This is a genomic window from Actinoalloteichus hymeniacidonis, from assembly GCF_014203365.1.
Classification (GTDB): domain Bacteria; phylum Actinomycetota; class Actinomycetes; order Mycobacteriales; family Pseudonocardiaceae; genus Actinoalloteichus_A; species Actinoalloteichus_A hymeniacidonis.
In genome coordinates, this window is the sequence record NZ_JACHIS010000001.1 from 2,620,259 (window position 1) to 2,646,306 (window position 26,048).

At 68.8% G+C, this 26,048-nt stretch carries 8 protein-coding genes and 1 tRNA gene; 4 read left to right on the forward strand and 5 right to left on the reverse strand.

Annotated features, from left to right (window positions below):
• Positions 1–24 precede the first annotated feature (24 nt).
• Positions 25–375 carry a hypothetical protein gene (locus BKA25_RS28620; protein ID WP_375791881.1) on the reverse strand — a complete coding sequence of 117 codons (351 nt, stop codon included), beginning with the start codon at positions 373–375 and terminating at the stop codon, positions 25–27.
• On the opposite strand from BKA25_RS28620, the gene BKA25_RS28625 reads away from it, so the two are divergent.
• Positions 257–775, forward strand: coding sequence for a hypothetical protein (locus BKA25_RS28625; RefSeq protein WP_375791897.1), 519 nt, complete (start codon positions 257–259; stop codon positions 773–775). The two genes, BKA25_RS28620 and BKA25_RS28625, sit on opposite strands and share 119 nt — an antisense overlap.
• A gap of 1 nt (position 776) precedes the next feature.
• The gene (locus tag BKA25_RS11270) at positions 777–1,073 is read left to right on the forward strand and encodes a tyrosine-type recombinase/integrase (RefSeq protein ID WP_069850018.1); all 297 of its coding nucleotides are present in this window, start codon (positions 777–779) and stop codon (positions 1,071–1,073) included.
• A gap of 82 nt (positions 1,074–1,155) precedes the next feature.
• Here BKA25_RS11270 and BKA25_RS11275 read toward each other — a convergent pair.
• From BKA25_RS11275 to BKA25_RS11290, 4 genes are all read right to left on the reverse strand, one after another.
• Positions 1,156–1,229: transfer RNA gene (locus BKA25_RS11275), tRNA-Pro, on the reverse strand.
• 964 nt (positions 1,230–2,193) lie between these two features.
• Positions 2,194–4,974, reverse strand: a complete 2,781-nt coding sequence (locus BKA25_RS11280; protein ID WP_172803809.1) for a helix-turn-helix transcriptional regulator — start codon at positions 4,972–4,974, stop codon at positions 2,194–2,196.
• Positions 4,975–5,629: 655 nt separating this feature from the next.
• Positions 5,630–6,235 carry a dTDP-4-dehydrorhamnose 3,5-epimerase family protein gene (locus BKA25_RS11285; RefSeq protein ID WP_069853766.1) on the reverse strand — a complete coding sequence of 202 codons (606 nt, stop codon included), beginning with the start codon at positions 6,233–6,235 and terminating at the stop codon, positions 5,630–5,632.
• A gap of 103 nt (positions 6,236–6,338) precedes the next feature.
• Entirely contained in the window at positions 6,339–7,787 is a 1,449-nt protein-coding gene (locus tag BKA25_RS11290) for an NDP-hexose 2,3-dehydratase family protein (RefSeq protein ID WP_084643088.1), read from the reverse strand.
• A 450-nt stretch (positions 7,788–8,237) separates the two neighbouring features.
• Here BKA25_RS11290 and BKA25_RS11295 point away from each other — a divergent pair, with 450 nt between their 5' ends.
• Together BKA25_RS11295 and BKA25_RS11300 are read left to right on the forward strand one after the other, a co-directional pair.
• Positions 8,238–9,620 (forward strand): glycosyltransferase, encoded by a 1,383-nt coding sequence (locus tag BKA25_RS11295; protein ID WP_172803808.1) that lies wholly within the window; start codon positions 8,238–8,240, stop codon positions 9,618–9,620.
• 177 nt (positions 9,621–9,797) lie between these two features.
• Positions 9,798–26,036: a type I polyketide synthase gene (locus tag BKA25_RS11300; RefSeq protein ID WP_069850012.1), complete on the forward strand. Its 16,239-nt coding sequence runs from the start codon at positions 9,798–9,800 to the stop codon at positions 26,034–26,036.
• Positions 26,037–26,048 lie beyond the last annotated feature (12 nt).

Below are 26,048 nucleotides of genomic sequence, written 5' to 3' on the forward strand. Positions count from 1 at the left end.
CCGCCGAACCGAGGTTCGAGTGAGCTACGCCGAAATACACACGGAAGAATATTCTTGTTCACGCGTCCGGATCGACAGCGGGGCAGGGACCGGCTTCCGCCCTCGCTGGCGACTTCGGCCAACCGCAGGTTGCGCTGGAAGTCTCGCCGATGAAGCGAAGGTTGGTTGCGCGCCAGTCGTCGGGGTCGCACTGTTCCGGGGAACGCACGGTGCCGATGCGGAAACCATGGCCATGCGGGAGTACGGCACGAGGCCAATGCCCAGCTCACTCGGCGCGGGCAACACCAGTGACTCGGGATCCCGGGTCCAGAGCGAGTACTCCGACTGCACTGCGGTCACCGGGTGCACGGCGTGGGCCCGGCGAATCGTGTTCACACCCGTCTCGGACAAGCCGATGTGGCGGATCTTGCCCTCGGTCACCAACTCGGCCGCGGTGGGATGGGGGTGGGTAGGCCTGCTTCCCGGGCTCGCACTGGTCGGGTTGTGCACCGGCCCGCTGTTGAGCCTCAGTTCCATCTCGCTTCAGTATGTCCTGCCGGAGTCACGCCGTTCCGAGGGTTTCTCGGTCGCCTTCGTCGTGCAGTCGGTGGGCTTTGTCTCGGGATCGTTCAGCATCGGGGTGCTCGACATCGGTACGGCGATCGGGCTGGGTGTCGTCGCGCGCTCGTCTCCGCACTGCTCGTATTGGGCACCAGGCGCGTCGGGTGACCATTGCGCAGAATCGTGGATGTCTCCTGTTGGGCAACGGGGTGACGCGCCGACGGGACTGCGGTGAGATGTCCGTTCAACCGCCGGCCGTCCTGCGGGACGCGACGCACTGGGACGATGTCGTGGCAAAGCTCGGGCTCGAACATCTCAGGCGCCACGATCTGCGGCATACGGGATTGACGTGGATGGCCGACGCGGGTGTGCCGGTGCACGTCCTTCGCCTCATCGCGGGACACGGTTCGCTGTCGACGACACAGCGATACCTACATCCCGACCGCCAATCCTTCGATGATGCCGGAGCGGCCCTCAGCGCTCACCTGACCGCCAGTAGGTCCACAGGTGGTCCACAACTCCGCGTGGTCTAGATCAACAGTGCCACCGCCACGACCACACGAAAAAGCCCGCTGACTTGGGCTTTCGCCTCAGTCAGCGGGCTTTTTCAGACCGTCGGGACGACAGGATTTGAACCTGCGACCCCTTGACCCCCAGTCAAGTGCGCTACCAAGCTGCGCCACGTCCCGGCCACACCTCATCGGTGCTCGCATAGCGTACAACACCCGACGAGCCCGCATGAACAGCACCCCCCGATCATGCCGGACTGGCTGTTATCGCAGGTGACAGCGTATTCAGTGTCGAGTCAGACGGCGGATCGTGCTGATCTCCGCAGGGCGTCGAGCGGAGCCGATCGGCGAGACTTCTGGGTAACCTGCTCAGGTTCCAGGGCAGACATGGCCCCTCGGCTGCGAAACGAACTCCTACGGCCCCGCCAGACAGGCGTCGCGCGCCGCACCACAGAAGCCGGCGATCGAGTCCTTCACGGGGAACTGATCGGCAAGGGTGGGCACCGGCTCGGCTGGGCAACGGGCGGGTACGCGCGCCGCGCTCTTTCCGCCCCAGTCGCCACTGTCGAGGTGTTCAGTGAGGGCCGCGAAACTTCGGGGTTGTGGGAGCGGAAGGATCTTGGTTCACCAGGCAACGACCCAACCCGTCGACCGAGAAGCGGCCAGCCGATGTGAACGGGCAGCTTGCTCGCCACGGTGACTTCCCGGTGATCGGCTGGGACAGCGTGATCTTTCGAGTATGGATCGGCGGTCGGACCGTCTCGCGGACGCAGGCACCGAGGTCTTCACCTGATCGCCTGCTTCCGGCCACGGTGCGAGACCGACGGGCATCCCGCCGGTCTCGCCGCACCCCACCCCACCCCACCACGCCCCGCCATGACTCGATGCGGCCACCTCGACGGACGTGCTTGCGGCCTTCACCGACGATCGGCCGCCGCGTTCCTCGGCGCATCCGGGGCATCGGGCGCGTACCGTAGTCCTTATCGGAGGGCGCGCACCTCGGCCCACTGTCTGTTGCCACAGCGGCGCGACGGTTCGGGAGCAGCCCTAGGCACATCGTCCGGGGCTCTCTGACGTTTTCGATACGGCCCTTGCCCGGTGGTGCGATCCGGTACTCGGCGGGAACCGCTTCGATGCGCCCCGATCATCGTCGCACCGCTTCGGCCGGGGTGTTGTCTTGGTACAGCTCGATCGGCAGGCCGGCGCGGCTGTCGACGTGGAGTTTGCGGTAGATCCGGGTGAGATGCTGTTCCACCGTGCTGACCGTGATGCACAGTCGTCGTCCGATCTCGCGATTGGTGTGCCCCATGGCGGCGAGCGTGGCCACCCGCCGTTCCGCCTCGCTCAGCAGCGCGAGGCCCTTGACGCTGGCCCGATGGTCGAGGTCCGCCGTCGGCTGCGCGGCGAGATGCCGGATGAGCTCGTCGGCGTGGCAGGTCTTGGCCTCCTCGGCGGCACGGCGGGCGATCGTGCTGGCGCGTCCGAACTCGCCGAGCTGATGGTGTGCCTTGCTCAGGTCGGCTAACGCGCGTGCCAGCTCCAAGCGATCGCCGCAGCGTTGCAGGCAGTCCACTGCCTCACGCAGCAACGCCAGGCGTTGGCGAGGTTCACAGGTCGCGGCGAGGACGCGCAGCGTGATGCCCTTGGTGCGGACTCCGATGCCAGCCGGATGATCGAGCTGCTCGGCGGCCAGATCACGCGCCGTGGCGGTGTTGTCCGTCAGGAGGTGCGTTGCCGCCAGGTCGCTGCGCCACGGGATGAACGTCGGGAAGTCCATGTTCCACTGTTTCATCAGCGCACCGCACGCCTCGAAGTCACGGCGCGCGGCGAAGATCTGTCCTGCCGCCAAGTGCGCGTGCCCCCTGCCGTGTAGGTACTGGAGTCCGAAGACGGTCTGGAACACGTCGTCGGGGACCGATCGGAAGGCGCGTTCCATCGCGGTGTCCTGCCTGCCCACCGCAGCGTCGGCGCGCAGGAGGACGGACAGCGGCAGACCGATGAGGACGCCCCAGCTCTGGGTGTTGAGCATGCCCAGCGCCCGGGAGACCTCGGCCAGAGCGTTGTCCAGGTCGCCCTTTCGGAGCCAGATCTGTGCGCTGATGCAGCCGAGCAATGCCTGCCAGGTGATGGCGTGGCGATCGCTCGCCTCCTTCGACAACAGTGACGTCCAGTGCTCCGCCCGGTCCAGCCGGTCGGCGTAGACCAGCACGGACACGGCGATGAGCATGATCTCCAGCGTCGTGTCCCCGAAGACGCAGTTGCGCAGGACGTACTCGGCGAGCTCGACCGCCTCGTCGGGGGCCTCCTCGGCCCAGACGAGCGTGAGTGCACGGATGGCCTGCGCCCACGGATTCCCCGAGACCAGTGTCGCGTCGGCCTCGTCCTCGCCCTGCTTGCAGAAGACGTCGTCGAGCGCGTCCGGCCGGACGTCCTTGCGTGGTTCCGGGCCGTAGACCCACGCGTAGGCCAGGCGTAACTCCGCTCTCGCTTGGATGTCGACGAAGACGTCGTTGACGCTGTCGGTGGCGAGGAGTTCCCGGACCGCGCTGTGCTTGCCCTGCCACAGACGGGACCGGACCAGCGCGACCGCCGCGCTGTCGACGATCAGCCCCGCACGCAGGGCCGGTTGCAGCTGCGCGAAGTGCGGCATCGACGACGACGGCGTGAGCTGCCACTTCACCCGTGCCAGGGCACTCTCGATGAGAGTGTGATCCAGGGGGTCGGCGCACGACTGCAGCGCCTGCTCCAGATACCTCAGGGCCGTACGCAGGTCGTCCTGGAGCAGAACCTGTTCTGCGGCGTCGCGGAGGACCTCCACCGCCCACGGCGGGAGGTCCTCCCGAGTGGCGAGAAGGTGTTCGGCGATGGAGACCGCGCCTGCCTGCTGGCGATGCAGCAGCTCGGCCGCGCTCAGATGCAGTACGGACTGCCGATCCGGGGGGATGCTATCGAGTACGACGCGCTGCGCCACCGGATGACGGAACCGCTGCCGGTGGAGCAGTCCCGCAGTGGTCAGGGTCTCCAGGCCCTGGGCCGCTGCCTGAGCCCTGATGCCGAGAAGCTGGCAGATCAACTCCGGGGAGGAATCCCGTCCCAACAGTGCGATGCCGTGGGCGAGGTCCAGCAGGCTCGAGTCCCAGCGGTGCAGACACGCCAGAACCTCGTGCTCGAACGCCGCGCCCACCCGAGTAGCCGCGTCCGCGCGATCCGGTTCGGCGGTGCGGTCCTCGATGAGAGCGTGCAGCAGGAGCGGATTGCCGCCGCTGACCGTGTGGAGATGGTCCACCTCGCGTTCGAAGAGTTGCCCGCCGAGCACGGCGACGGCGACCTCGGCGACCCCGTGTCGGGACAGGGCGTGTAGCGAGATCCGCTCATGTGGTTGACGGGTGATCTCGGCTCGGAACAGCGGTTGAGTCGGCAGCGGCTGAGCCCACTCGTTGAGCAGCATCAGCAGCCGAGTCGACCTGATGCGTCGTCGGACGTACAGCAGCGTCTGCAACGACGCCTGATCGGCGAACTGGATGTCGTCCACGGCGATTACCACCGGTTGATGCCGGGACATCGCCAGCAGCGCGTCGCAGACCTCGTGCGATACCCGCGCGTCGACCGGTGCGGCCGCAGCATCGTCGTCGGTGTCCGTCGTGGAGACGGTGACCAGACTGCGCATCCCGGTGCTCGGCTCGGCGCTCTGGAAGAGCTGGTCGATCACGCCCATCTGCAGGCGCATCTCGGCGCGTGAGCCGGTGGCGGTCAGTAGTAGCGCACCGGAGTCGGCGAGCTGATCGGTGAAGACGTCCATCAACGCCGTCTTCCCGCTCGCGGGACCGCCGGTGACCAGTGCGACCTGGCCCTTTCCCATAGCAGTCTCGGCGTATAGCCTGTTCAACGTCTCCAATGCATCGTGTCGTTCGACCAGTAGTCTCATGGTCAGTGCCTTCCCCCAGCGGCGGCCACGTGGAGATGTGGCGCCGATCGACATCACCGTGTGTCACTGCTTTGTGGGCGTGACGCCCCTTTGTCTCGGCTGCACTTCTCGTGGTGCGGAGGCAGAACTCCGCCGGCATCATGCGTCGTCTAATCGCATAGTAGGCCGATTTCGATCAAGGTGATGACGGTTATTCACGGTGGGATGCCGAAAGGGCGGTATTGGTCTAAACCGACGAGATTGTTCCATGCTGAATTCATTGTGATCGGATCGTGACTACCGTTGGCTTACTTCCTGCGTCATTGCAGAGAGTTCCGCAGGTGGCTGCGCCGGGTCGCCGGTCGGGTTGTTCCAGCACTCGGTGACGAAGGTCTACCCACGGTGTTCGACGTCGATTTCCGAGGTGCTCGACGCCCCCTTCGGGGCGCCGCAGCCGGTCGTCCGAGCGTCGGTCTCGTGACGGCATCGTGATCGACGACCGGCACGTTCTGCGTGGTGATTTCGGTCGCATCCGTCGGGCGTCGGAAATCGGGCAGATGCCGCGTTTCGGAGTGTGCCGGTTGTTCGGCCCGCATTGCGGTCAGCCGTGTGTCCGCATTCGCCGAGACGGTGGGAAGGCCGGCGTGGCGGCGATTCCCGGATTACGAGCGGATGGTCAGGGAGTCCCTGGAACCGGAGAATGCAGTGCGATGCAGTCCTCGTAGCGGGGGAGCACGCCGCGAGCCTCGGCCTCGGCGAGGGTGGGGGCGGCGGCGTCCTTGGCCGACCTGATCGGCGGTTCGGTGAGATTCCATGGCAGTGCCAGCGCGGGGTCCAGCGCGTCTACGTCGATCATCGTGCCGGGTACGTACACCTCGGAGCACAGGTAGTTCATGCAGGTGTCGTCGGTCAGCGCCAGAAACCCGTGGCCGAGTCCCTCCGCAAGGTAGACGGCCACCCCGGATTCCTCGTCCTGGTAGGTGACCGCATGATGGCCGAACGTCGGCGAGCCGACGCGCAGATCGACGACGATGTCCAGCACCGCCCCGCGCACACAGCTGACGAGTTTCGCCTGACCGGGCGGCAAGGTGGTCCCGTGAATGCCGCGAAGGGTGTTCTTCGCCGAGACCGAGTAGTTCACCTGCGCCACCGAGAACGGCGTACCGATGGCCTCGGCCAGGACCTCGGCGCGCACCGCCTCGTAGAAGTGCCCTCGATTGTCGTAGAGCTTCTCCGGCGTGACCTGGAAGGCACCGGGAACCTGCGTCGGAGAAATCTTCATGATCACCCTGTCTGAAGTGGAGGTGTATTGGGCTCCATCGGGCGGCTCGCGTCGACCCGTGGTCAGGAGCCGGGCCTGCGATCCGCTGTGGTCGACGGCGGACTCACCAGATGCTCTGGGCGCACGCCAGCAGGCTGCGCAACTCGACGTTGAGGTAATTGCTGTGGGCCAGCAGGCTCGTGAGCTGATACACCGTGACCCAGCAGTATTCCTCCGGCACGTCCAACGGGAAGTCCTCGCCCGCCTCGATCACCAGATAGCGGTTGGCCGCGTGGAGGAAGCGCCCGCCCTCCTCCGACTGCATCACGTCGTAGCGGATGGCGTGCGGCTCGGCCGCCGCCACGTAGTCCAGGAAATGCGGGCGGTGCTCCGGCGGGACGTCCCGATAGTTGGCGGGCTGACAGTGCACGGTGGGCGCGATCTCCGCGCCGTTGAGCGAACCGGCGTCCGCCCTGGCCTGCACCAGCATGTGCAGGGTCCCGTCGACGATCTTGGCGATCAGAGCAAGCAGGCCGGTCTCTCGCGGGGCGACCAGTGGCTGCCGCCACGACCTGATCTCCCGGCTGTCGGCCTGAACATCCACCGCGACGACCTCGAAGTATCGGCCGGACTCATGGCTGATCGCCGTCTCCGACTGTTGCCAGCCGCCCTGCCGAACCTGGGTCAACGGGATGCGTGCGGCGATCAGCTCCCGCCGTGCTCTCAGCTCCGTCAGCCAGCTCAGCACCTCGCTGATCGAGTGCCGCGCCTCGCCCTCGCCCCGGGCGGATCGCAGGACGGACAGCGGGAACTCGTCGAGGGCTCCCGATCCGACCCGGGCGCGGCTGCCTGCCTGCACGGCCACCGGGATACAGGAGAGCACCGTCCTGGCGTCCATGTTCACCAGGTGCTCGATTCGCAGCAGACCCCGGATCTGCCCCAGGGTCAGCCAGCAGAAGTCCTCGTCGACCATGACATCGTCGTCGGTCTCGACCACGATGTTGCGGTTCCTCTTGTGTAAGAACCAGGCGCCTTGTTCGGACTGCAGTGCGTCGACCAGCACGCGACTGTTCCGGCCGGGGGCGAAGTGCTCCAGATATCGGATCTCGGTGCCCTTGTGCACGCCCATGTAGTTGCTGCGCGTGGCCTGAACGGTCGGCGACAGCTGCACCGTGTTCACATTGCCGGGCTCCATCTTGGCCTGCATCAGAAAGTGCAGGATGCCGCCGAACTTCTTCGCGAGGATGCCGAGTACACCGATCTCGGGCTGCACGATGATCGGCTGCCGCCAGTGTGAGATCCAGGTTCGATCCGTACGGACGTCGAGCCCGTCGATGGTGAAGAAGCGACCGGACTCGTGGCCGAGATTGCCGGTGGTCGGATCGAAGCTCCAACCGGTCAGATCGGCGAACGGTACGCGGGACACCTGGAAGGGATGGGCCTCGGCGCGTGACGCGAACCACGCCGCGAAATCAGCGGTCGGGGTGAGCGGACTGTCCTCGGTCTGCGCGGACAGCATGAAATCGCGCAGTACGTTCGAATTTTGGACGATGAGTTGTTGCTGCGCTGTCATGCACACCTCGACAGGTCGATATCGAAACGTCAGTATTCTTATCGTTGTGCTGTAGGCGTGGAATGCATGAAGCTCAGTTGACGCGGAGTCCGCCCCGATTTTCGAGGAACAACAGGAGAGGGAACTTCTTCATTGATCTCGTTGGTCGAGAGATTAGTAATCGAAACACCCCTAAGCTCAACCCCTAAAATCCCCTAGTCGGCGACCTGCGGCGTGGATCCAGGGAAACTCAAGGCTTTTCCAGACGTTCGTTCTTCAGCTCGGACACCCCGTTCTCCGTGGTGGATCTTAGGGGCAGGAGCGGGGATTCCGGGGTTGCCGGAGTCGCTGCGACAGTTTTAAAGTCCGATGTCGGAGACCGGGTGAAATCGGTCGACCCAGGGCTGCGGCGGCGCATGACGGACCGCATTATCGGTGCCCGATTCAGGAACACGGATGAGGCGATCGGATGTGAACGTGTCGGACGATGCGGCGATACTCTTCCTCAGTGCGGGCAACGCTGGCCTGATCAGTCCGCTGTACGCACTGGCGGGTGAACTGCTGCGGCGCGGCGTGCGCCCCGTGTGGTTCGCATCCAGCGATGAACGCGCCGAGGGAATTCGCGAACTATCCGGTGCGACGCCGATCGACTTCTACTCGCTCGGTCCTTACCGGCCTGAGTTCGACCCGGCCAACTGGAGCGACGCGGTCTACCACCAGGTCAACCGAACCTCCCGACTGCGTGGTTTCGCGGCGTTCATGGAGCAGGTCATGGACTCCGAGTACGCCGAGGAGCGATACCGGCGCGCGTTGGCGGCGATCGACCACGTTCGTCCGGGTCTGATCGTCGTCGACCTGAACAGCCCGTGGGCGATCGATGCCGCGCAGACTCGGGGCGTCCCGTACGTGGTCAACGTCGCCACGCCGATCAGCTATGCCTTCCCCGAGCGGCTGCCGCTGGGCTTCCCCGGCCCGCTCTCGGGGTTGCCCCGCACGATGACCGGAAGGCAGCGGGCGACCAACGTCGCCTTCAAGATCCTGCGGCTGGGGTCGCTGCTCGCCTCCCGAAAGGCGCTGGACAACATGAGGTTCTACCGACGCAGGCATGCGCAGGGCCTGAAGAACCCGGGGTCGCTGCTTTCGCGTTACTGCGACGAGGCCGAGGTCGTGCTGGGCAATTCCGTCTTCGGCATCGAGTACCCCTTCTCGCCGGCTCCGGCCGATGTTCGGATGGTCGGCACCCTGGTACCGGAGACCCGGGAACGACCGGAGCGGCATCGCGAGCTCTTCGAATGGCTCGACGCTCACCCCTCGACGATCTACATCGGTCTGGGATCGATGATGCGCCTCTCCGAACAGCAGAGCGCCGCGCTCATGGCTGCGATCTCCCGGCTCGCAGAGCGGCATCATGTCGTCTGGAGCCTGGCCGCCGCGCAACACCGCCTCCTGCCCCGCGAGCTGCCCGCGAACCTGCGCATCGAGACGTGGGTGCCGCAGACCGAGGTCGTCGCCCATCCGAATGTGCGGCTGTTCATCACCCACGGCGGCAACGGCGCGCATCACGGGCTGTACTTCGGCAAACCGCTGCTGGTGCTTCCGCATTCCTGGGAGACCAGAGACCTGGCCGTCCGGCTCATGGACGGCGGCGCGGCCCTGATGGTCGAGGACGTCTACTCGCTGACCGCCGAGGAGATCGTCACCAAGGTCGACCGGCTGCTGACCGAGAAATCCTTCAGCGAACGGGCCGACCACTGGCGTCATCGCCTCGTGGAGGCGGGCGGCGTTCGGGCGGCTGCGGACCTCGTCCTAGCCCATCGGCCGATGAGTCGAGCGGACGACACGTCGACGGCGTGACCGATCGGCGGCCCGGCCCCGCCCAGGCCGTGGCGTGACGTTCGCCCGGCATCCGCGCGGCGTGCCCGCCGGGATGCGGGGATGGCGAGCCCCGCACAGGTACCACCTTAGGAACGACGTGGCTTGGTGAGAACGGGTTCTCTCCGAGATCGCGGCTCTGCGCAGAGGAGAGATCAGATGGCGGACGAGGCCAGGCTTGTCGAGTACCTCAAGAAGATCACCGCCGAGCTTCGACAGGCCCACCGCCGACTGCGCGTCCTGGAGTCCGAGGAGGCCGAGCCGGTGGCCGTGGTGGGCATGGCCTGCCGTTATCCAGGTGGCGTGGCCTCGCCAGAGGATCTGTGGCGGCTGGTCGCCGAGGGCCGTGACGCGGTCTCGCCGTTCCCGGCCGACCGGGGTTGGGACTTGGAGAGCCTCGTCGATCCGGATCCCGATCGCTCTGGCACGTCGTATGCCGATGAGGGTGGGTTTTTGTATGACGTGGCGGAGTTCGATGCGGGTTTGTTTGGGATTTCGCCGCGTGAGGCGGTGGCGATGGATCCGCAGCAGCGGTTGTTGTTGGAGGCGTCGTGGGAGGGGTTGGAGCGGGCGGGTATTGATCCGTTGTCGTTGAAGGGTAGTCGTACCGGGGTGTTCGCCGGGGTGATGTACCACGACTACGCCTCCCGACTGGCGGTCGTCCCCGCCGAGGTGGAGGGCTACCTCAGCGCGGGTGCCGCAGGCAGCGTCGTCTCCGGGCGCATCGCCTACTCCCTGGGGCTGGAGGGCCCCGCCGTCACCCTCGACACGGCCTGCTCGTCGTCGCTGGTGGCCCTGCACCTGGCCGCGCAGTCGCTGCGCGAGGACGAATGCTCCCTGGCGCTGGCGGGCGGCGTGACGGTCATGGCCTCGCCGGGGACGTTCGTGGAGTTCTCCCGGCAGCGTGGTCTGGCCGCCGATGGTCGGTGCAAGTCGTTCTCGGACGCCGCGGATGGCACCGGCTGGGGCGAGGGTGTCGGGGTCGTCGTGTTGGAGCGGTTGTCCGATGCGGTGCGTAACGGTCGTCAGATCTTGGCGGTGGTGAAGGGTTCGGCGGTCAATCAGGATGGTGCGTCGAATGGTTTGACGGCGCCGAATGGTCCGTCGCAGCAGCGGGTGATTCGGCAGGCGTTGGCGAATGCGCGGCTGTCCCCTCGGGACATCGATGTGGTGGAGGCGCATGGCACTGGGACTCGGTTGGGTGATCCGATCGAGGCGCAGGCTTTGTTGGCGACCTATGGGCAGGACCGGGAACAGTCGGACCCGCTGTTTCTCGGTTCGGTGAAGTCGAACATCGCTCACACGCAGGCTGCCGCAGGCGCGGCGGGCATCATCAAGATGGTCATGGCGATGCGTCATGGAGTGTTGCCGTCGACCTTGCATGTGGACGAGCCGTCATCCCAGGTGGACTGGTCGTCGGGTGGCGTGGAGTTGCTCACCGAGTCGCGGTCGTGGCCGGAGGTGGATCGGCCTCGTCGGGCTGCGGTGTCGTCGTTCGGGATCAGCGGGACCAACGCCCACGTCATCCTGGAGCAGCCACCGGCCCTGGACGCGCCGATAGAGACGGCGGATGACGCGCCGACCGACTCGGCATCCGGCACCGACACGGCCGGACTGGTCCCCTGGGTGATCTCCGGGCGGTCGTCGACTGCCCTGCGTGCGCAGGCCGCGCGACTGGCCGCACACGTGGCCGCGCGACCGGATTCGGCACCGGCCGATGTTGCGACGTCGCTGCTCACGACGCGTGCGCTGTTGGAGCATCGTGCGGTGGTGTTGGGGGCGGATGTCGCCGAGCTGGCCGCTGGTTTGGCTGAGGTGGCGGCGGGTCGTTCGGCGCCGGGTGTGGTGTCGGGTGTGGCGCGGGGTGCACGCCGGGTGGGGTTGGTGTTCTCGGGTCAGGGTTCGCAGTACGTGGGGATGGGTCGGGAACTGTATGACGTGTTCCCGGTGTTCGCGGGGGCGTTCGATGAGGTGTGTGCGGAGTTGGACCCGTTGTTGGGGTTCTCGCTGCGCGACGCCGTGTTCGCCGAGCCTGTGGCCGAGCGGACCGAGGGCCAGGACCGGCGATCGGCGGACGAGGGCTCGGATTCGATCGACGACACCGGACTGGCCCAGCCTGCCCTGTTCGCGGTCGAGGTGGCGTTGGTGCGGTTGCTTGCCGCGTTCGGAGTCGTTCCCGAGGTGGTGGCGGGTCATTCTTTGGGTGAGGTGACGGCGGCCTTCGTGGCGGGGGTGTGGTCGTTGCCGCAGGCGTGTCGGGTGGTGGCGGCGCGTGCCGGATTGATGCAGGCGTTGCCCGCGGGTGGGACGATGGCCTCCATCGCCGCCAGCGAGCAGGAGGTCGTGGACAGCCTGGCGGAACTCGTGTCGCACAGCTCTGCTGGGTCGGTGTCGATCGCTGCGGTGAACGGGCCATCGTCGACCGTGGTGTCCGGCGCGGCTGCGGCGGTGACCGAGGTCGTCGCGTGGTGGCGTGAGCGTGGTCGTCGGGTTCGTGTGTTGTCGGTGTCGCATGCGTTTCATTCCGCGTTGATGGATCCGATGCTCGACGACTACGGGCGGGTCCTTGCCGGGGTGGACTTCGGGTCGGCGGGATTGCCGTTGGTGTCCACCGTGACGGGTGAGGTGCTCGCGTCCGCCGTCGTGACCGACCCGGAGTACTGGGTGCGGCAGGTCCGAGAACCGGTGCGGTATGCCGACGCGGTGCGGACGCTGCGTGAGCTGGGCGTCACAACGGTGATCGAGATCGGACCCGGCACCACCCTCACCAGCCTGACCGAGGCCGCCCTCGACGGCGAGCAGACGGTCGACCGCCCGAACGAGGTGGCCGCCGACCAGACGACGTCGCCGTCCAACGGGGCCGAACCTCCGGAGCCGGTGCGGTGTCTGCCATCGCTGCGTCCCGGTGCGCAGGAGTGCGCGACCGTTCTGACGGCGATCGCATCCCTTCAAGTCACCGGAACCCCGATCGACTTCACACCGATCCTGCCGAGGACCGCCCGACCCGTCGAGCTCCCGACCTATGCCTTCCAACGCGAGCGATACTGGCTCGAGTCGGGGGAGTCGCTCGGTGATCTCTCGACGATCGGCCTCGCGCCACTCGACCACCCCATGTTCCAGGCAGGCTTGGTGCTCGCGAACACCGAGGGCGACTTGCTCGCGGGCAGGCTTTCGCTGTCGGCTTTCCCCTGGCTGGCCGACCACGTCGTCCTAGGCGCCGTCCTGTTGCCGGGGACCGCCTTCGTCGAACTCGCCACCTGGTGCGGCGAACAACTCGACCGCCCTGTACTGGCAGAACTCACGCTGGAAGCGCCGCTGGTACTGCCCGACACCGGATCGGTCCAGTTCCAATGCGCCGTCGACACCCCGGATGAGACCGGCGCCCGCAGCTTCAGCATCCACTCACGTCGAGACGACGAGGAGCACTGGATCCGCCACGCCGCCGGACTGCTCACCACGAGGCCCGCATCGCAGCCGGACCTGCCGATCTGGCCGCCCTCGGACTCCGATCCGCTGGACATCGACGACCTCTACGAGCGCTTCGCCGCAGGCGGATTCGACTACGGACCCTCCTTCCAAGGCCTTCGCCAGGCCTGGCGGCGGGACGATCAGCTGTTCACCGAGGTGTCGCTGCCCGCCGAACAGCACGCCGAGGCAGGTCGGTTCGGTCTGCATCCCGCGTTGTTCGACGCCGCCCTGCACGGCATCGGCCTGCTCGACTCAGCTGGGGGCTCCGGCGGGCTGCCCTTCTCGTTCACCGGAGTGACGCTCCACGCAACAGGGGCCACGAGTCTCCGCGTGCTGCTCACACCGACCGGGGTCGACGAGGCGGCCCTGCTCGCCGTCGACGAGACGGGCAGGCCGGTCATCTCGGTCGACTCCCTCGTTCTGCGCGCAGTTTCGGCCGAACAGCTTGCCGAGAACAGGCCGGCATCCGCCGATTCGCTCTTCCGCATCGACTGGATGTCCGTTCCGCTGCCCGCCGCAGGCCCGGAAGGGCAGCCCGTCGCGCACCTCGATCTAGCCGACGTCCCCGATCCGGCCGCGCACCCGGAGCAGGGTGCCGACGACTTGGTCGCACTGGCAGCACAGCCCGAATCCGCCGACGGCCACAGGCCTGTGATCGTCGTGCGCTGCGGCAGGCCCGAGTCGGGGACAGACGTCGTCGCCGCTACCGGAGCGGCTACCCGTCGCACACTGCGACTGCTCCAGAGCTGGTCGACAGACGATCGCCTCGCCGACGTACGACTGGTGTTCGTGACCGACGGCGTCGTTGCGGTCGACGGCGCGCCCGGCCTGCTCGACCTGGTGGGCGCCGCAGTGCACGGTCTCGTCCGCTCCGCGCAGTCCGAACATCCCGGTCGCATCGTGCTCCTGGACACCGACGGCCATCCCCAATCGACGCGGATGTTCACCGCCGCTCTGGAGCTCGACGAGCCGCAGGTGGCCCTGCGCGCGGGTAGCGCGGTGGCACCCCGACTGGTCAGGATCCCGCGATCGCCTGCGGCGACGGTGCCCGGCGGTGTCGTCGCCGCCGAGAGTGTCGACCGTGTGGTGCTTGCACACGACAGCACGCAACCCACCGGAACCGTGCTGATCACCGGTGCTTCGGGTGCGCTCGGACGGGCGCTGGCCCGCCATCTCGTCGTGGACCATGGCGTCCGCCACCTGCTCCTGGTCAGCAGGCGAGGGATCGAGGCGCCGGGAATGACCGAGGTCGTCGCCGAACTGACCGAGATGGACGCGGACGTCCGGGCCGTCGCCTGTGACGTCGCGGACTCCGACGCGCTCGCGGGGCTACTGGGGGGAGTCTCCGCGGAGCACCCGCTGACCGGCGTCGTTCACGCGGCGGGCGTGGTGGACGACGGGATGCTCACGACCTTGACGTCGTCCCGGCTCGACGCCGTCCTGCGCCCCAAGGCCGCCGGGGCGTGGAACCTGCACGAGCAGACCAAGAATCTGCCCTCGGTCTCGTTGTTCGTCCTGTTCTCCTCGGCGTCCGGCCTGCTCGGCGGCGCCGGGCAGGCGAACTACGCGGCTGCCAACGCCTTTTTGGACGGACTCGCGGAGCATCGGCGAGCGCTCGGCTTACCGGGCACCTCTCTCGCGTGGGGGCTGTGGGATGCCGACGCGGGCATGGGCGGTGCCCTCGAACGGGCGCAGGTCCAGCGGATCACCCGCTCCGGGATCCTCGCACTGTCGGTCGAACAGGGTCTCGCGCTGTTCGATGAGACCTGGGACTCCGACCACGCGGTGTCCGCGCCGGTGCGGCTGGACCAGGCGCGGCTGCGGGAGGCCGCCGCCTCCGGCATGCTGCCGCCGTTGTTACGCGACCTCGTGCGTGCGCCTCGGCGCCGCGCGGCGGCAGGCAGCACGGACAACGCCGCAGAGGTGCACGGATTACTGGCCGGGCGTTCCGATGCCGAGCAGCACAACGTCCTGTTGGACCTCGTGCGCTCCACTGCCGCCGCCGTTCTCGGGCACTCCTCGGCCTCAGCCGTCGAGCCGACCAGCCCCTTCCGCGATCTCGGCTTCGACTCGCTCACCGCAGTGGAACTGCGCAACGCCCTCGCCACCGGAGTGGGACGTCGGCTGCCCGCGACTCTGGTCTTCGACTTTCCCACTCCGCTGGATCTGGCGCGGCACCTGCGAGCGCAGCTCGGCGGCATCGATGTCGCGGCGCCTCGACCGGCCGTCGCCGCCGCGTTCGACGAGCCCATCGCCGTGGTGGGCATGGCTTGCAGGTTGCCCGGCGGTGTGACCTCTCCCGCCGATCTGTGGCGGCTGGTCGACACCGGCACCGACGGAGTGTCGGGCTTTCCGACCGATCGGGGTTGGGATTTGGAGAGCCTGTTCGACGCCGACCCGGACCGCGTGGGCACGTCGTATGCCGATGAGGGTGGGTTTTTGTATGACGTGGCGGAGTTCGATGCGGGTTTGTTTGGGATTTCGCCGCGTGAGGCGGTGGCGATGGATCCGCAGCAGCGGTTGTTGTTGGAGGCGTCGTGGGAGGGGTTGGAGCGGGCGGGTATTGATCCGTTGTCGTTGAAGGGTAGTCGTACCGGGGTGTTCGCCGGGGTGATGTACCACGACTACGCCTCCCGACTCGGTGTGGTCCCCGACGATGTCGAGGGATATCTCGGTACCGGCACCGCAGGCAGCGTGGTCTCCGGACGGATCTCCTATGTCTTCGGGCTGGAGGGTCCGGCGGTGACGGTGGACACGGCGTGTTCGTCCTCGTTGGTTGCCTTACATCAGGCGGCGCAGTCGCTGCGTGCCGGTGAGTGCTCGATGGCCCTGGCCGGTGGGGTGACCGTCATGTCCACCCCCGGGACGTTCGTGGAGTTCTCCCGGCAGCGTGGTCTGGCCGCCGATGGTCGGTGCAAGTCGTTCTCGGACGCCGCCGACGGCACCGGCTGGGCCGAGGGTGTCGGGGTCGTCGTGTTGGAGCGGTTGTCGGATGCGGTGGCGAACGGTCGTCGTGTTCTGGCGGTGGTGAGGGGTTCGGCGGTCAATCAGGATGGTGCGTCGAATGGTTTGACGGCGCCGAATGGTCCGTCGCAGCAGCGGGTGATTCGGCAGGCGTTGGCGAATGCGGGTTTGTCCACCGGGGATGTCGATGTGGTGGAGGCGCATGGCACTGGGACTCGGTTGGGTGATCCGATCGAGGCGCAGGCTCTGTTGGCGACCTATGGCCGTGATCGTGAGCCGGAGAATCCGGTGTTCCTGGGTTCGGTGAAGTCGAACATCGGGCACACCCAGGCCGCTGCGGGTGTGGCCGGTGTGATCAAGATGATCGAGGCCATCCGGCACGGGGTGTTGCCGTCGACCTTGCATGTGGACGAGCCGTCGTCTCAGGTGGACTGGTCGTCGGGTGGCGTGGAGTTGCTCACCGAGTCCCGGCCGTGGCCGGAGGTCGACCGTCCGCGTCGTGCTGCGGTGTCGTCGTTCGGCTTCAGTGGGACCAACGCCCACCTCATCCTCGAACAACCGCCTGCCGACCAGACCGGTACGACCTCGGTGGAATCAGAGCGCTCCGATGCCGTCGTCGGGGCTCCCCCTGCGGCCGTGCCGGTGCCCTGGGTCCTGTCCGGACACAGCGAGGAGGCGTTGCGAGGGCAGGCCGCGCGCCTCGCCGATCACCTGACGGCGGAACCGGCTGTGCCGCCGCAACATCTCGCCCACACGCTGATCGGCTCGCGTGCGCTGTTGGAGCATCGTGCGGTGGTGTTGGGGGCGGATGTCGCCGAGCTGGCCGCTGGTTTGGCTGAGGTGGCGGCGGGTCGTTCGGCGCCGGGTGTGGTGTCGGGTGTGGCGCGGGGTGCACGCCGGGTGGGGATGGTGTTCTCGGGTCAGGGTTCGCAGTACGTGGGGATGGGTCGGGAACTGTATTCGGCGTTTCCGGTGTTCGCGGGGGCGTTCGATGAGGTGTGTGCGGAGTTGGACCCGTTGTTGGGGTTCTCGCTGCGCGAGGCGGTGTTCGGCGATGTAGTCCCGGATTGCGCTGTTGGCGAGTCCGGGGGAGGTGAATCGTCGCTGCTGTCGATCGATGCGACTGGGGTGGCGCAGCCGGGTTTGTTCGCGGTCGAGGTGGCGTTGGTCCGGTTGCTTGCCGCGTTCGGAGTCGTTCCCGAGGTGGTGGCGGGTCATTCTTTGGGTGAGGTGACGGCGGCCTTCGTGGCGGGGGTGTGGTCGTTGCCGCAGGCGTGTCGGGTGGTGGCGGCGCGTGCGGGATTGATGCAGGCGTTGCCCGCGGGTGGGGCGATGGCCTCCATCGCCGCCAGCGAGCAGGAGGTGCGGACGAGCATCGACGAACTCCAGACGGATCTCGACTCGTCGTCAACCGAGGTGGATGCCGCCACGACGACGCCGGTGCTACTCGACATCGCCGCAGTGAATTCGCCGACGGCGACGGTGATCTCGGGTGCCGAGGACGCCGTGGACCGTCTCGTCGCGCTCTGGCATGCGCGTGGCCGTCGAGTGCGGCGGTTGTCGGTGTCGCATGCGTTCCATTCGTCGTCGATGGAGGCGATGACGGAGGAGTTCGGTCGGGTGCTGTCGACCGTGGAGCCCGGTTCGTCGTCGTTGTCGTCGGCGGTGGTGGTGTCCACGGTGACCGGCGAGGTGGTCGATGCGGAGGTGTTGTCGGATCCGGGGTACTGGGTGCGACAGGTTCGGGAGCCGGTGCGGTTCGCAGACGCGGTGCGGACATTGCGTGAGCTGGGCGTCACAACGGTGATCGAGATCGGACCCGGCACCACCCTCACGAGTCTCACCCACGACGTCATCGACGTCCTCGACGATGAGGAGCACCTGCGGCGCGAACCACGGCGGACCGCCGGACACGACGCGGACGCCACGGCGACCTCCGATGCATCGTCGGCGGCAACGCCGTCCACGGCGACCACGATGACAGCGGCCGCGCTGCTGCGACCGGGCATCGGTGAGGCGGAGTCGCTGGTGACCGCCCTGGCGTCAGTCCACGTCGGCGGCGTCCCGGTCGACTGGTCGTCCATCGTGCCGACACCGACCGCCCCGCCGTTGGAACTCCCGACCTTCGCCTTCCAACGAGAACGTTTCTGGCTCGACGCCGATCGGGCCCGGTCGGATGCGAGCGGTCTGGGCCTGACCACCGTCGACCATCCGGTTCTCGGCGCCAGAGTCGATCTGCCCTCCGAGGCCGGCCTCGTGCTCACCGGGCTGCTCTCGGTCTCGGTGCTGCCGTGGTCGGCCGAACACCGAGTGGGCGAGAACCTCGTCCTGCCCGGCACCGGCCTGGTGGACTGGGTGCTGCACGCGGCGGCGGACCTCGGCCCGGTCGTGATCGACGAGCTGACCCTGCACGCCCCGGTGCTTCTCCCCCCGACCGGCGCGCTGAGCATCCGTGTCCAGCTGCGCGCGATCCGGGACGACGTCGAGACGGACTCGGCCGAGGGCCGACGGGCGGTGACCGTCCACACCCGCCCCTCGGACGAACCGACCGCCGACTGGACCGTCCACGCCACCGGTTGGTTGACCATCGAGCCGACCACCCCGCGCGAGCCCGTCGCACCGGGTCTCGCCGCCTGGCCCCCCGCCGACGGCATCGTGCTGCCCGTTGACGACCTGTACGACTCCTTCGCCGACGCGGGACTGTCCTACGGGCCCGCATTCCGAGGGCTGCGCCGAGCATGGCGAGGCACCGACACGGTGTTCGGCGAGATCGAACTGCCCGCACCCGTCCGCGCCGAGGCTGCCTCCCACGCCCTGCACCCGCTGCTGATGGACGCCGCGCTGCACGTGCTGGGCCTTCCCGACGCGGCCGCGTCGGTGGCCGCCGCAGGTAGGTCCACGCAGAGCGAGCCGGTCGCGGGGGTGTGGTTGCCGTTCTCGTGGGCCGGGGTACGTGTCCACGCCGTCGGGGCCGCGGCCGTCCGAGTCGCCATCACCGCCGCTGGAACCGACGCCGTGTCGCTGGCCATGGTCGACCCCGGCGGCGCCCCGGTGCTCACGGTGGATCGACTCGTCCTCCGCCCGGTCGGGCCCGACACCTTCACCTCGGCGCCCGCTGCGGGCCCCGATGCGCTCTACGGACTGGAGTGGACGCCCCTGCCGCAGGCCGAGCCGCCCGCAGTCGCCGAACACTGGGTACTGGTGGGCGCCACCGCATCGGATTCGACCGGTGTGATCGCCGACCTGCCCGGTATCGAGCCTGCCTTCGCTTCGACCGTGGCCGAGGCGTCGCATGGCGGCGTACCCGACGTCCTCGTCCTGTTCGGTGGGCCTTCCGAGGACTCGACCGGCCTCACCGAGGTGGTGCGCAGCACCGTCGAGTCCACTGTGCAGACGATTCAGGACTGGCTCGACTCCGAAGGGCTGCTCGCCACCCGCCTGCTGGTGCTGACCCGAGGCGCCGTGCCCACCGCCGACGCGGACCCGGTGCGCGACCTCGTCGGCGCCGCTGTCTGGGGGCTGATCCGCACCGCGCAGACCGAGCATCCCAGCCGCATCACGATCGTCGATCTCGACGACGACCCGGCCTCTCCTGCTGCGCTGCCCGCCTTGGTCGCCGCAGGCGAATCGCAGGCCGCTGTGCGCTCCGGGACCGTCTTGGTGCCCAGACTGACCCGTTTCGCCGCCGTACCCGAGCGTGCTTCCGCAGCCGGGGCGGACGACCACACCGACTCTCCGCCCGCCGACCCCGTGCCCGGCGATCGCGTCGACGGTTCCGAGGAAGCCCGATGGGTGCCCGCGTCGACGGTGTTGATCACCGGCGGCACCGGTGGTCTCGGCTCCGTGGTGGCCCGCCACCTGGTACGCACCGGCCGGGCCGCCTCGCTCGTGCTCGTGTCTCGCCGGGGTCCGGCTGCTCCGGGGGCGGCCGAGCTGGTGTCGGAGCTGGAGTCCTACGGCGCACGGGTGTCGGTGCGCGCGGGCGACGTCGCCGATCCGGACGTCGTCGCCGACCTGATCGCGACCGTGCCCGCGGAGTTCCCGCTCACCGGTGTGATCCACGCGGCGGGCGTGGTGTCCGACGGGGTGCTCGCCTCGCTGGACCCGGCCCGGCTGGCTGCGGCGGTGGCGCCGAAGGTGGCGGGCGCCTGGAACCTGCACCGCGCCACCGAGAATCTGGCCCTGTCGATGTTCACCGTGTTCTCCTCGGTGTCGGGCATCCTCGGGTCGGCGGGGCAGGGTGCCTACGCCGCCGGGAACGCCTTCCTGGACGGTCTGGTCTCCTATCGGCGTGCGGCGGGCCTGTCGGGGACCTCCCTCGCCTGGGGTCCCTGGACCACCGAGACCGGAATGACCGCCGAGCTCAGCGAGAACGACCACACCCGGATGAGGCGTTCCGGGCTGCGGTCGCTGGCTCCGACGCACGCCCTCACCCTGTTCGACCTCGTTACCGACATCCGGCCTGCTCTGGCCGTGCCGGTTGCCTTCGATCTGGCGTCCCTCGGCGGCCGCGACGCAGGCGACGTGCCCGCCCTCCTACATGGACTCGTGCGACTGCGTCCCCGCAAGGCGGCGTCCACGGCACCGGACGCGGCGGTCGGGCTGCGTGCCAGGCTCGCCCCGCTCGATGCGACCGAACGACAGCGCCTGCTGCTCACCATGGTGGGCACCGAGGTCGCCCTCGTGCTGGGCTACGGCGACCCGTCGCGGGTCTCGGTGGACCGCGAGTTCCGAGAGTCCGGCTTCGACTCGTTGACCGCGGTCGAACTGCGCAACCGGCTCGCCTCGACCACCGGTCTCCGGCTGCCCGCATCGTTGATCTTCGACTACCCCAGTGTCCGGGCATTGGCCGCACATCTCGACGACGTGCTGCTCGGTGAGCTCGCCGAGGTCGGCACGGCCACCGGACGAGCGGCCGGACTCGACGACGATCCGATCGCGATCGTGGCGATGAGCTGCCGGTATCCCGGTGACGTCCGATCGCCGGAGGACCTGTGGCGGCTGCTGCTCGACGAGGGTGACGGCATCGTCTCCTTCCCCGACGACCGAGGCTGGGACGTCGCCGCCCTGTACGACGCCGACCCGGATCGTTCCGGCACCAGCTACACCCGCGAGGGCGGCTTCCTGCGCGGTGCTGCGGAGTTCGATGCGGGTTTGTTTGGGATTTCGCCGCGTGAGGCGGTGGCGATGGATCCGCAGCAGCGGTTGTTGTTGGAGGCGTCGTGGGAGGCGTTGGAGCGGGCGGGTATTGCGCCGTCGTCGGTGAAGGGGAGTTCGACGGGGGTCTTCGCGGGGGTGATGTACAGCGACTACGCGAGCCTGCTGTCCGACGTGCCCCCGGAGGTGGAGGGACACCTCAGCACCGGGACGTCCAACAGCGTCGTGTCGGGTCGGATTGCTTATACGTTTGGTTTTGAGGGTCCGGCGGTGACGGTGGATACGGCGTGTTCGTCGTCGTTGGTGGCGTTGCATTTGGCGGCGCAGTCGTTGCGGTCGGGTGAGTGTTCGTTGGCGTTGGCCGGTGGGGTGACGGTGATGTCGACGCCCACGGCCTTCGTGGAGTTCTCCCGGCAGCGTGGCCTGGCCGCCGACGGCAGGGTCAAGTCCTTCGCCGCGTCGGCCGACGGCACCGGCTGGGGTGAGGGCGTCGGGGTCGTCGTGTTGGAGCGGTTGTCGGATGCGGTGGCGAACGGTCGTCGTGTTCTGGCGGTGGTGAAGGGTTCGGCGGTCAATCAGGACGGTGCGTCCAATGGGCTCACGGCGCCGAATGGTCCGTCGCAGCAGCGGGTGATCCGGCAGGCCTTGGCCAATGCCGGTCTGTCCACCGGGGATGTCGATGTGGTGGAGGCGCATGGCACCGGCACGCGCCTGGGTGATCCGATCGAGGCGCAGGCGTTGTTGGCGACCTATGGCCGGGATCGCGAGCCGGAGAATCCGCTGTTCCTAGGCTCGGTGAAGTCCAACCTCGGGCACACCCAGGCCGCTGCGGGTGTCGCGGGTGTGATCAAGATGGTCATGGCGATGCGACACGGGGTGCTGCCGTCGACCCTGCATGTGGACGAGCCGACGCCTCAGGTGGACTGGTCCTCGGGTGCGGTGGAGTTGCTCACCGAATCGCGGTCGTGGCCCGAGGTGGACCGTCCGCGTCGGGCGGCGGTGTCCTCCTTCGGCTTCAGCGGGACCAACGCCCACGTGATCCTCGAGTTGCCCGCCGAGTCGTCGGCCGCGCTCCCCGCCGCCGACGCGGTCGACACGACGGCGGTCGAACCCGAGTCGGCGAAGTCGGCAGTACTGCCCTGGGTCCTCTCGGCGCAGTCGGAGCCCGCTCTGCGTGAGCAGGCCGCCCGGCTGTCCGCGCATCTCACCTCGGAACCGACCGCCACCCTGGCCGAGATCGGAACCGCACTGGTGACCTCGCGTGCGGAGCTGGAGCACCGCGCCGTGGTGCTCGGGACGGACCGCGAGACGATGTCGGCGGGCCTCGCCGCGCTCGCCGAGAGTCGGGCCGAACCGAGCGTGATCGTCGGCCGCGCCGCCACCGGACTCGGCTCGGTGGGCTCCGTGTGGGTCTTCCCGGGGCAGGGGGCGCAGTGGACCGGGATGGCCGCCGATCTGATCGGAACGGACGACGTCTTCACCGCCGCGTTGGCCGAATGTGACTCGGCGCTGGCGCCGTGGGTCGACTTCTCGGTGTCCGAGGTGCTGAGCGGTGCCGACGAGGAGCTGCTTGGGCGGGTCGACGTGGTGCAGCCGGTCCTGTGGGCGGTGATGCTCTCGTTGGCGGCGGTGTGGCGCTCCCACGGCGTGGCCCCCGACGTGGTTGTGGGCCACTCCCAAGGGGAGATCGCCGCGGCATGCGTGGCGGGGCTGCTCTCCACCGCCGAGGGCGCCCGCCTGGTGGCCACGCGCTCACGGCTGATCGCCGAGCGGCTCTCCGGCCGGGGAACCATGCTCGCCGTGGACCTCGGCCAGGCCGAGGCTGCCGCACTCGCCGCCGACGCGGATGGCCGCACGCCCCGTGACCCGCAGGCAGACACGCTTGTCGCCGAAGGTGCCCGCGTCGCCGTAGGCGTGGTGAACGGTCCTGGCCAGGCAGTGGTGTCGGGAGCGCGGTCGGTGTTGGAGGTGGTGGCTGCCGAGTGTGCGGTGCGCGGCATCCGGGTGCGGTGGCTGCCGGTGGACTATGCCTCGCATTCACCGCAGGTGGCGGCGATTCGTCGAGAGTGGTTCGCGGTGGCGGGCGTGGTGGAGACGCAGCCCGGCACCGTGCCGATGATCTCCACGGTCACCGGAGACCGATTGTCCGCCGCCGACGTGGACACCGAGTACTGGTATCGCAACCTGGCGGAGCCTGTTCGGTACGACCGGGCCGTGGAGACGGTGGCAGGGCAGGGATATCGCCGTTTCGTGGAGATCAGTCCGCACCCGGTCCTCACCTGGCCCACGACCGGCGTGCTCGAGAAGATCGCCGCAGGCGACCTCGATCCGAGAGACGGTGAACCCGACCGCTCGGTAGGCGGCTCCGAGGACGAGCCCATCGTGGTCGGCAGCCTCCGCAGAGACGAGGACGGCTCCTCGGCGCTACGGACCGCGCTGGCCACCCTCTGGACGACGGGGTCCGATGTGGACTGGACCACCGTGCTGTCGCCCGCGCCCGCCCAACCCGCGACGCCGCTGCCGACGTACCCCTTCCGACGCACCCGCCACTGGCTGGACGTGCGACCTGCCGGTCCCGTCCCCGCGCCCGTTGCCGACGGCCCGTTCTGGGCTACCGTCGACCAGCTCGACGCGCAGGCACTCGCCGACCTGGTAGCCCCGGGGGCGACGACGGACGACGCGGTCGTCACGGCGCTCGCCCCCGCGCTGCCGGTGCTGGCCGAATGGCGACGTCGATCTCGAGAACGCGAGGCACTGGACTCGTGGCGGTATCGAATCGGTTGGGCGCCGTTACCCACACCCGACACCGAGCCTGCGCTGACCGGTCGATGGCTCGTGGTGGAACCGGCCCTCGGCTCCCGGTCCGTCGACTCGCCGCTGCCCGCCGCCGTGGACGAGCTCGTCGGCGCCCTGCGCGACGGCGGAGCCGAGATCATCCGGCTCACCGTCGATCCCGGAACGGGACGCGCCGAATTGGCGGCGCGGCTCACGGATCTCGCCGAGCGGGCGACGCTGCGCGGCGTGGTCTCGCTGCTGGCCTGGAACGCCGCCGACTCCGACGACATGCCGGCGCCGCTGTTGCCGCGAGGCCTCGGTGACACCCTCGCCCTGATCCAGGCGGCCGGCGACGCGGCGATCTCCGCCCCCCTGTGGTGTCTCACTCGCGAGGGCGTCGGGACGACGGAACACCCTCAGCCGCTCGATTCGGTCGCCGCCCAGGTGTGGGCGTTGGGTCGGGTCGCGGCGCTGGAACACCCCGACCGGTGGGGCGGGCTGCTCGACGTACCCGACTCGATCACCGGTGCGGTTGCCGCTCTGGTGTGCTCGGTGCTCTCGCGGGCCGACGACGACCAGGTGGTGGTGCGCCCGACCGGCGCGGTCGGTCGCCGACTGCTCCGTGCGCCGACCACCGAGAGAGCCGGTGGGAACCCTGCCGAATGGACGGCGCGTGACACCGTGCTGGTGACCGGCGGGACCGGCGCGCTGGGTGCGCAGGTAGCACGCGCCTTGGCGGCGCGGGGCGCCCGACGACTGGTGCTGACGTCTCGTCGCGGTCCCGACGCGCCCGGCGCGCAAGAGCTGACCCGGGAACTGACCGACAGGGGAGTGGCGGTGACCGTCGCGGCGTGTGACGTCGCCGATCGCGACTCGCTCGCCCAGGTCCTCGCGGACATCCCCGCCGACACACCGCTGACCGCCGTCGTCCACGCGGCCGGGGTGAGCCACTCCGCACCGCTGGCCGAGTGCGACCCAACGGAGTTCGCCGAGGTGATCAGCGCCAAGGCGGGAGGCGCGCGGGTCCTCGACGAACTCCTCGGCGACCTTCCCTTGGATGCCTTCGTGCTGTTCTCCTCGGGCTCCTCGGTCTGGGGAAGCTCCGGCGCGGGCGCCTATGCGGCGGGTAATGCGGCGCTCGACGCGATGGCGGACGCCCGCCGGGCTCGAGGCCTGACCGCGACGTCGATCGCCTGGGGCAGTTGGGCGGGCGGGGGCATGGTCGACGACACCGAGGGCGACTGGCAGCGTCTCGGGGTCCGACCGATGGACCCCGACATCGCGATGGCCGCGATGTGGCAGGCCGTCGAGCACGGCGAGATCATGCTCACGGTCACCGACATCGACTGGGAGCGGTTCGCCCCGGCGTTCACCCTGGCCCGGCCTCGGCCGCTGCTCGACGACCTGCCCGAGGTGCGTGCGGTGCTGGCCCGCGAGCAGGCTGACGTCCCGGAGGCCTCCACCACCCGCGACACCCTCGCGGCGACGCTGCGGGCGAGGACTCCCGGTGAGCGGCACACCATGCTCGTCCGGCTGGCCCGCACCGAGGTGGCCGGGGCGCTCGGGCTCGACGGACCCGAGTCGATCGGCCTCGGCCGCGAATTCAAGGAACTGGGGCTGGACTCCCTGACCGCGCTGGCGTTGCGGAACCGGCTGAACGCGGCCACCGGGCTGCGCCTGCCCGCGACCCTGGTCTTCGACCATCCCACCGTGGCGGCGCTGGTGGATCACCTGCTGTCCGAGTTGGTCCCGTCCGCCGGCGAGTCGGCGGCCGAGGACGACGCGATCCGCGCGGCGCTCGCCGCCGTGCCCCTCGCCCGACTGCGGGAGGCGGGACTGATGGACGTGCTGCTGCGGATGGCCGAGGACGCCTCCGCCGAGGAGATCGACGCCGCGGGTCCGGCGGCATCGGACGCGGCCGAGAACGAGGCCACGGACGACGACATCCGCGCCATGGACGTGGACGACCTGATCCGACTCGCGCTCGACGCGGACGACGCGACGGCGACGGGCAAGGCGGTCGAGTTCGAGTGACACGCAACGATG

What these genes read in the sequence shown, in the direction of transcription:
- BKA25_RS28625 (WP_375791897.1), top strand. Translation starts at nt 257, where the DNA reads ATGCCCAGCTCACTCGGCGCGGGCAACACCAGTGACTCGGGATCCCGG.
- BKA25_RS11270 (WP_069850018.1), top strand. Translation starts at nt 777, where the DNA reads ATGTCCGTTCAACCGCCGGCCGTCCTGCGGGACGCGACGCACTGGGAC.
- BKA25_RS11280 (WP_172803809.1), bottom strand. Translation starts at nt 4,974, where the DNA reads ATGAGACTACTGGTCGAACGACACGATGCATTGGAGACGTTGAACAGG.
- BKA25_RS11285 (WP_069853766.1), bottom strand. Translation starts at nt 6,235, where the DNA reads ATGAAGATTTCTCCGACGCAGGTTCCCGGTGCCTTCCAGGTCACGCCG.
- BKA25_RS11290 (WP_084643088.1), bottom strand. Translation starts at nt 7,787, where the DNA reads ATGACAGCGCAGCAACAACTCATCGTCCAAAATTCGAACGTACTGCGC.
- BKA25_RS11300 (WP_069850012.1), top strand. Translation starts at nt 9,798, where the DNA reads ATGGCGGACGAGGCCAGGCTTGTCGAGTACCTCAAGAAGATCACCGCC.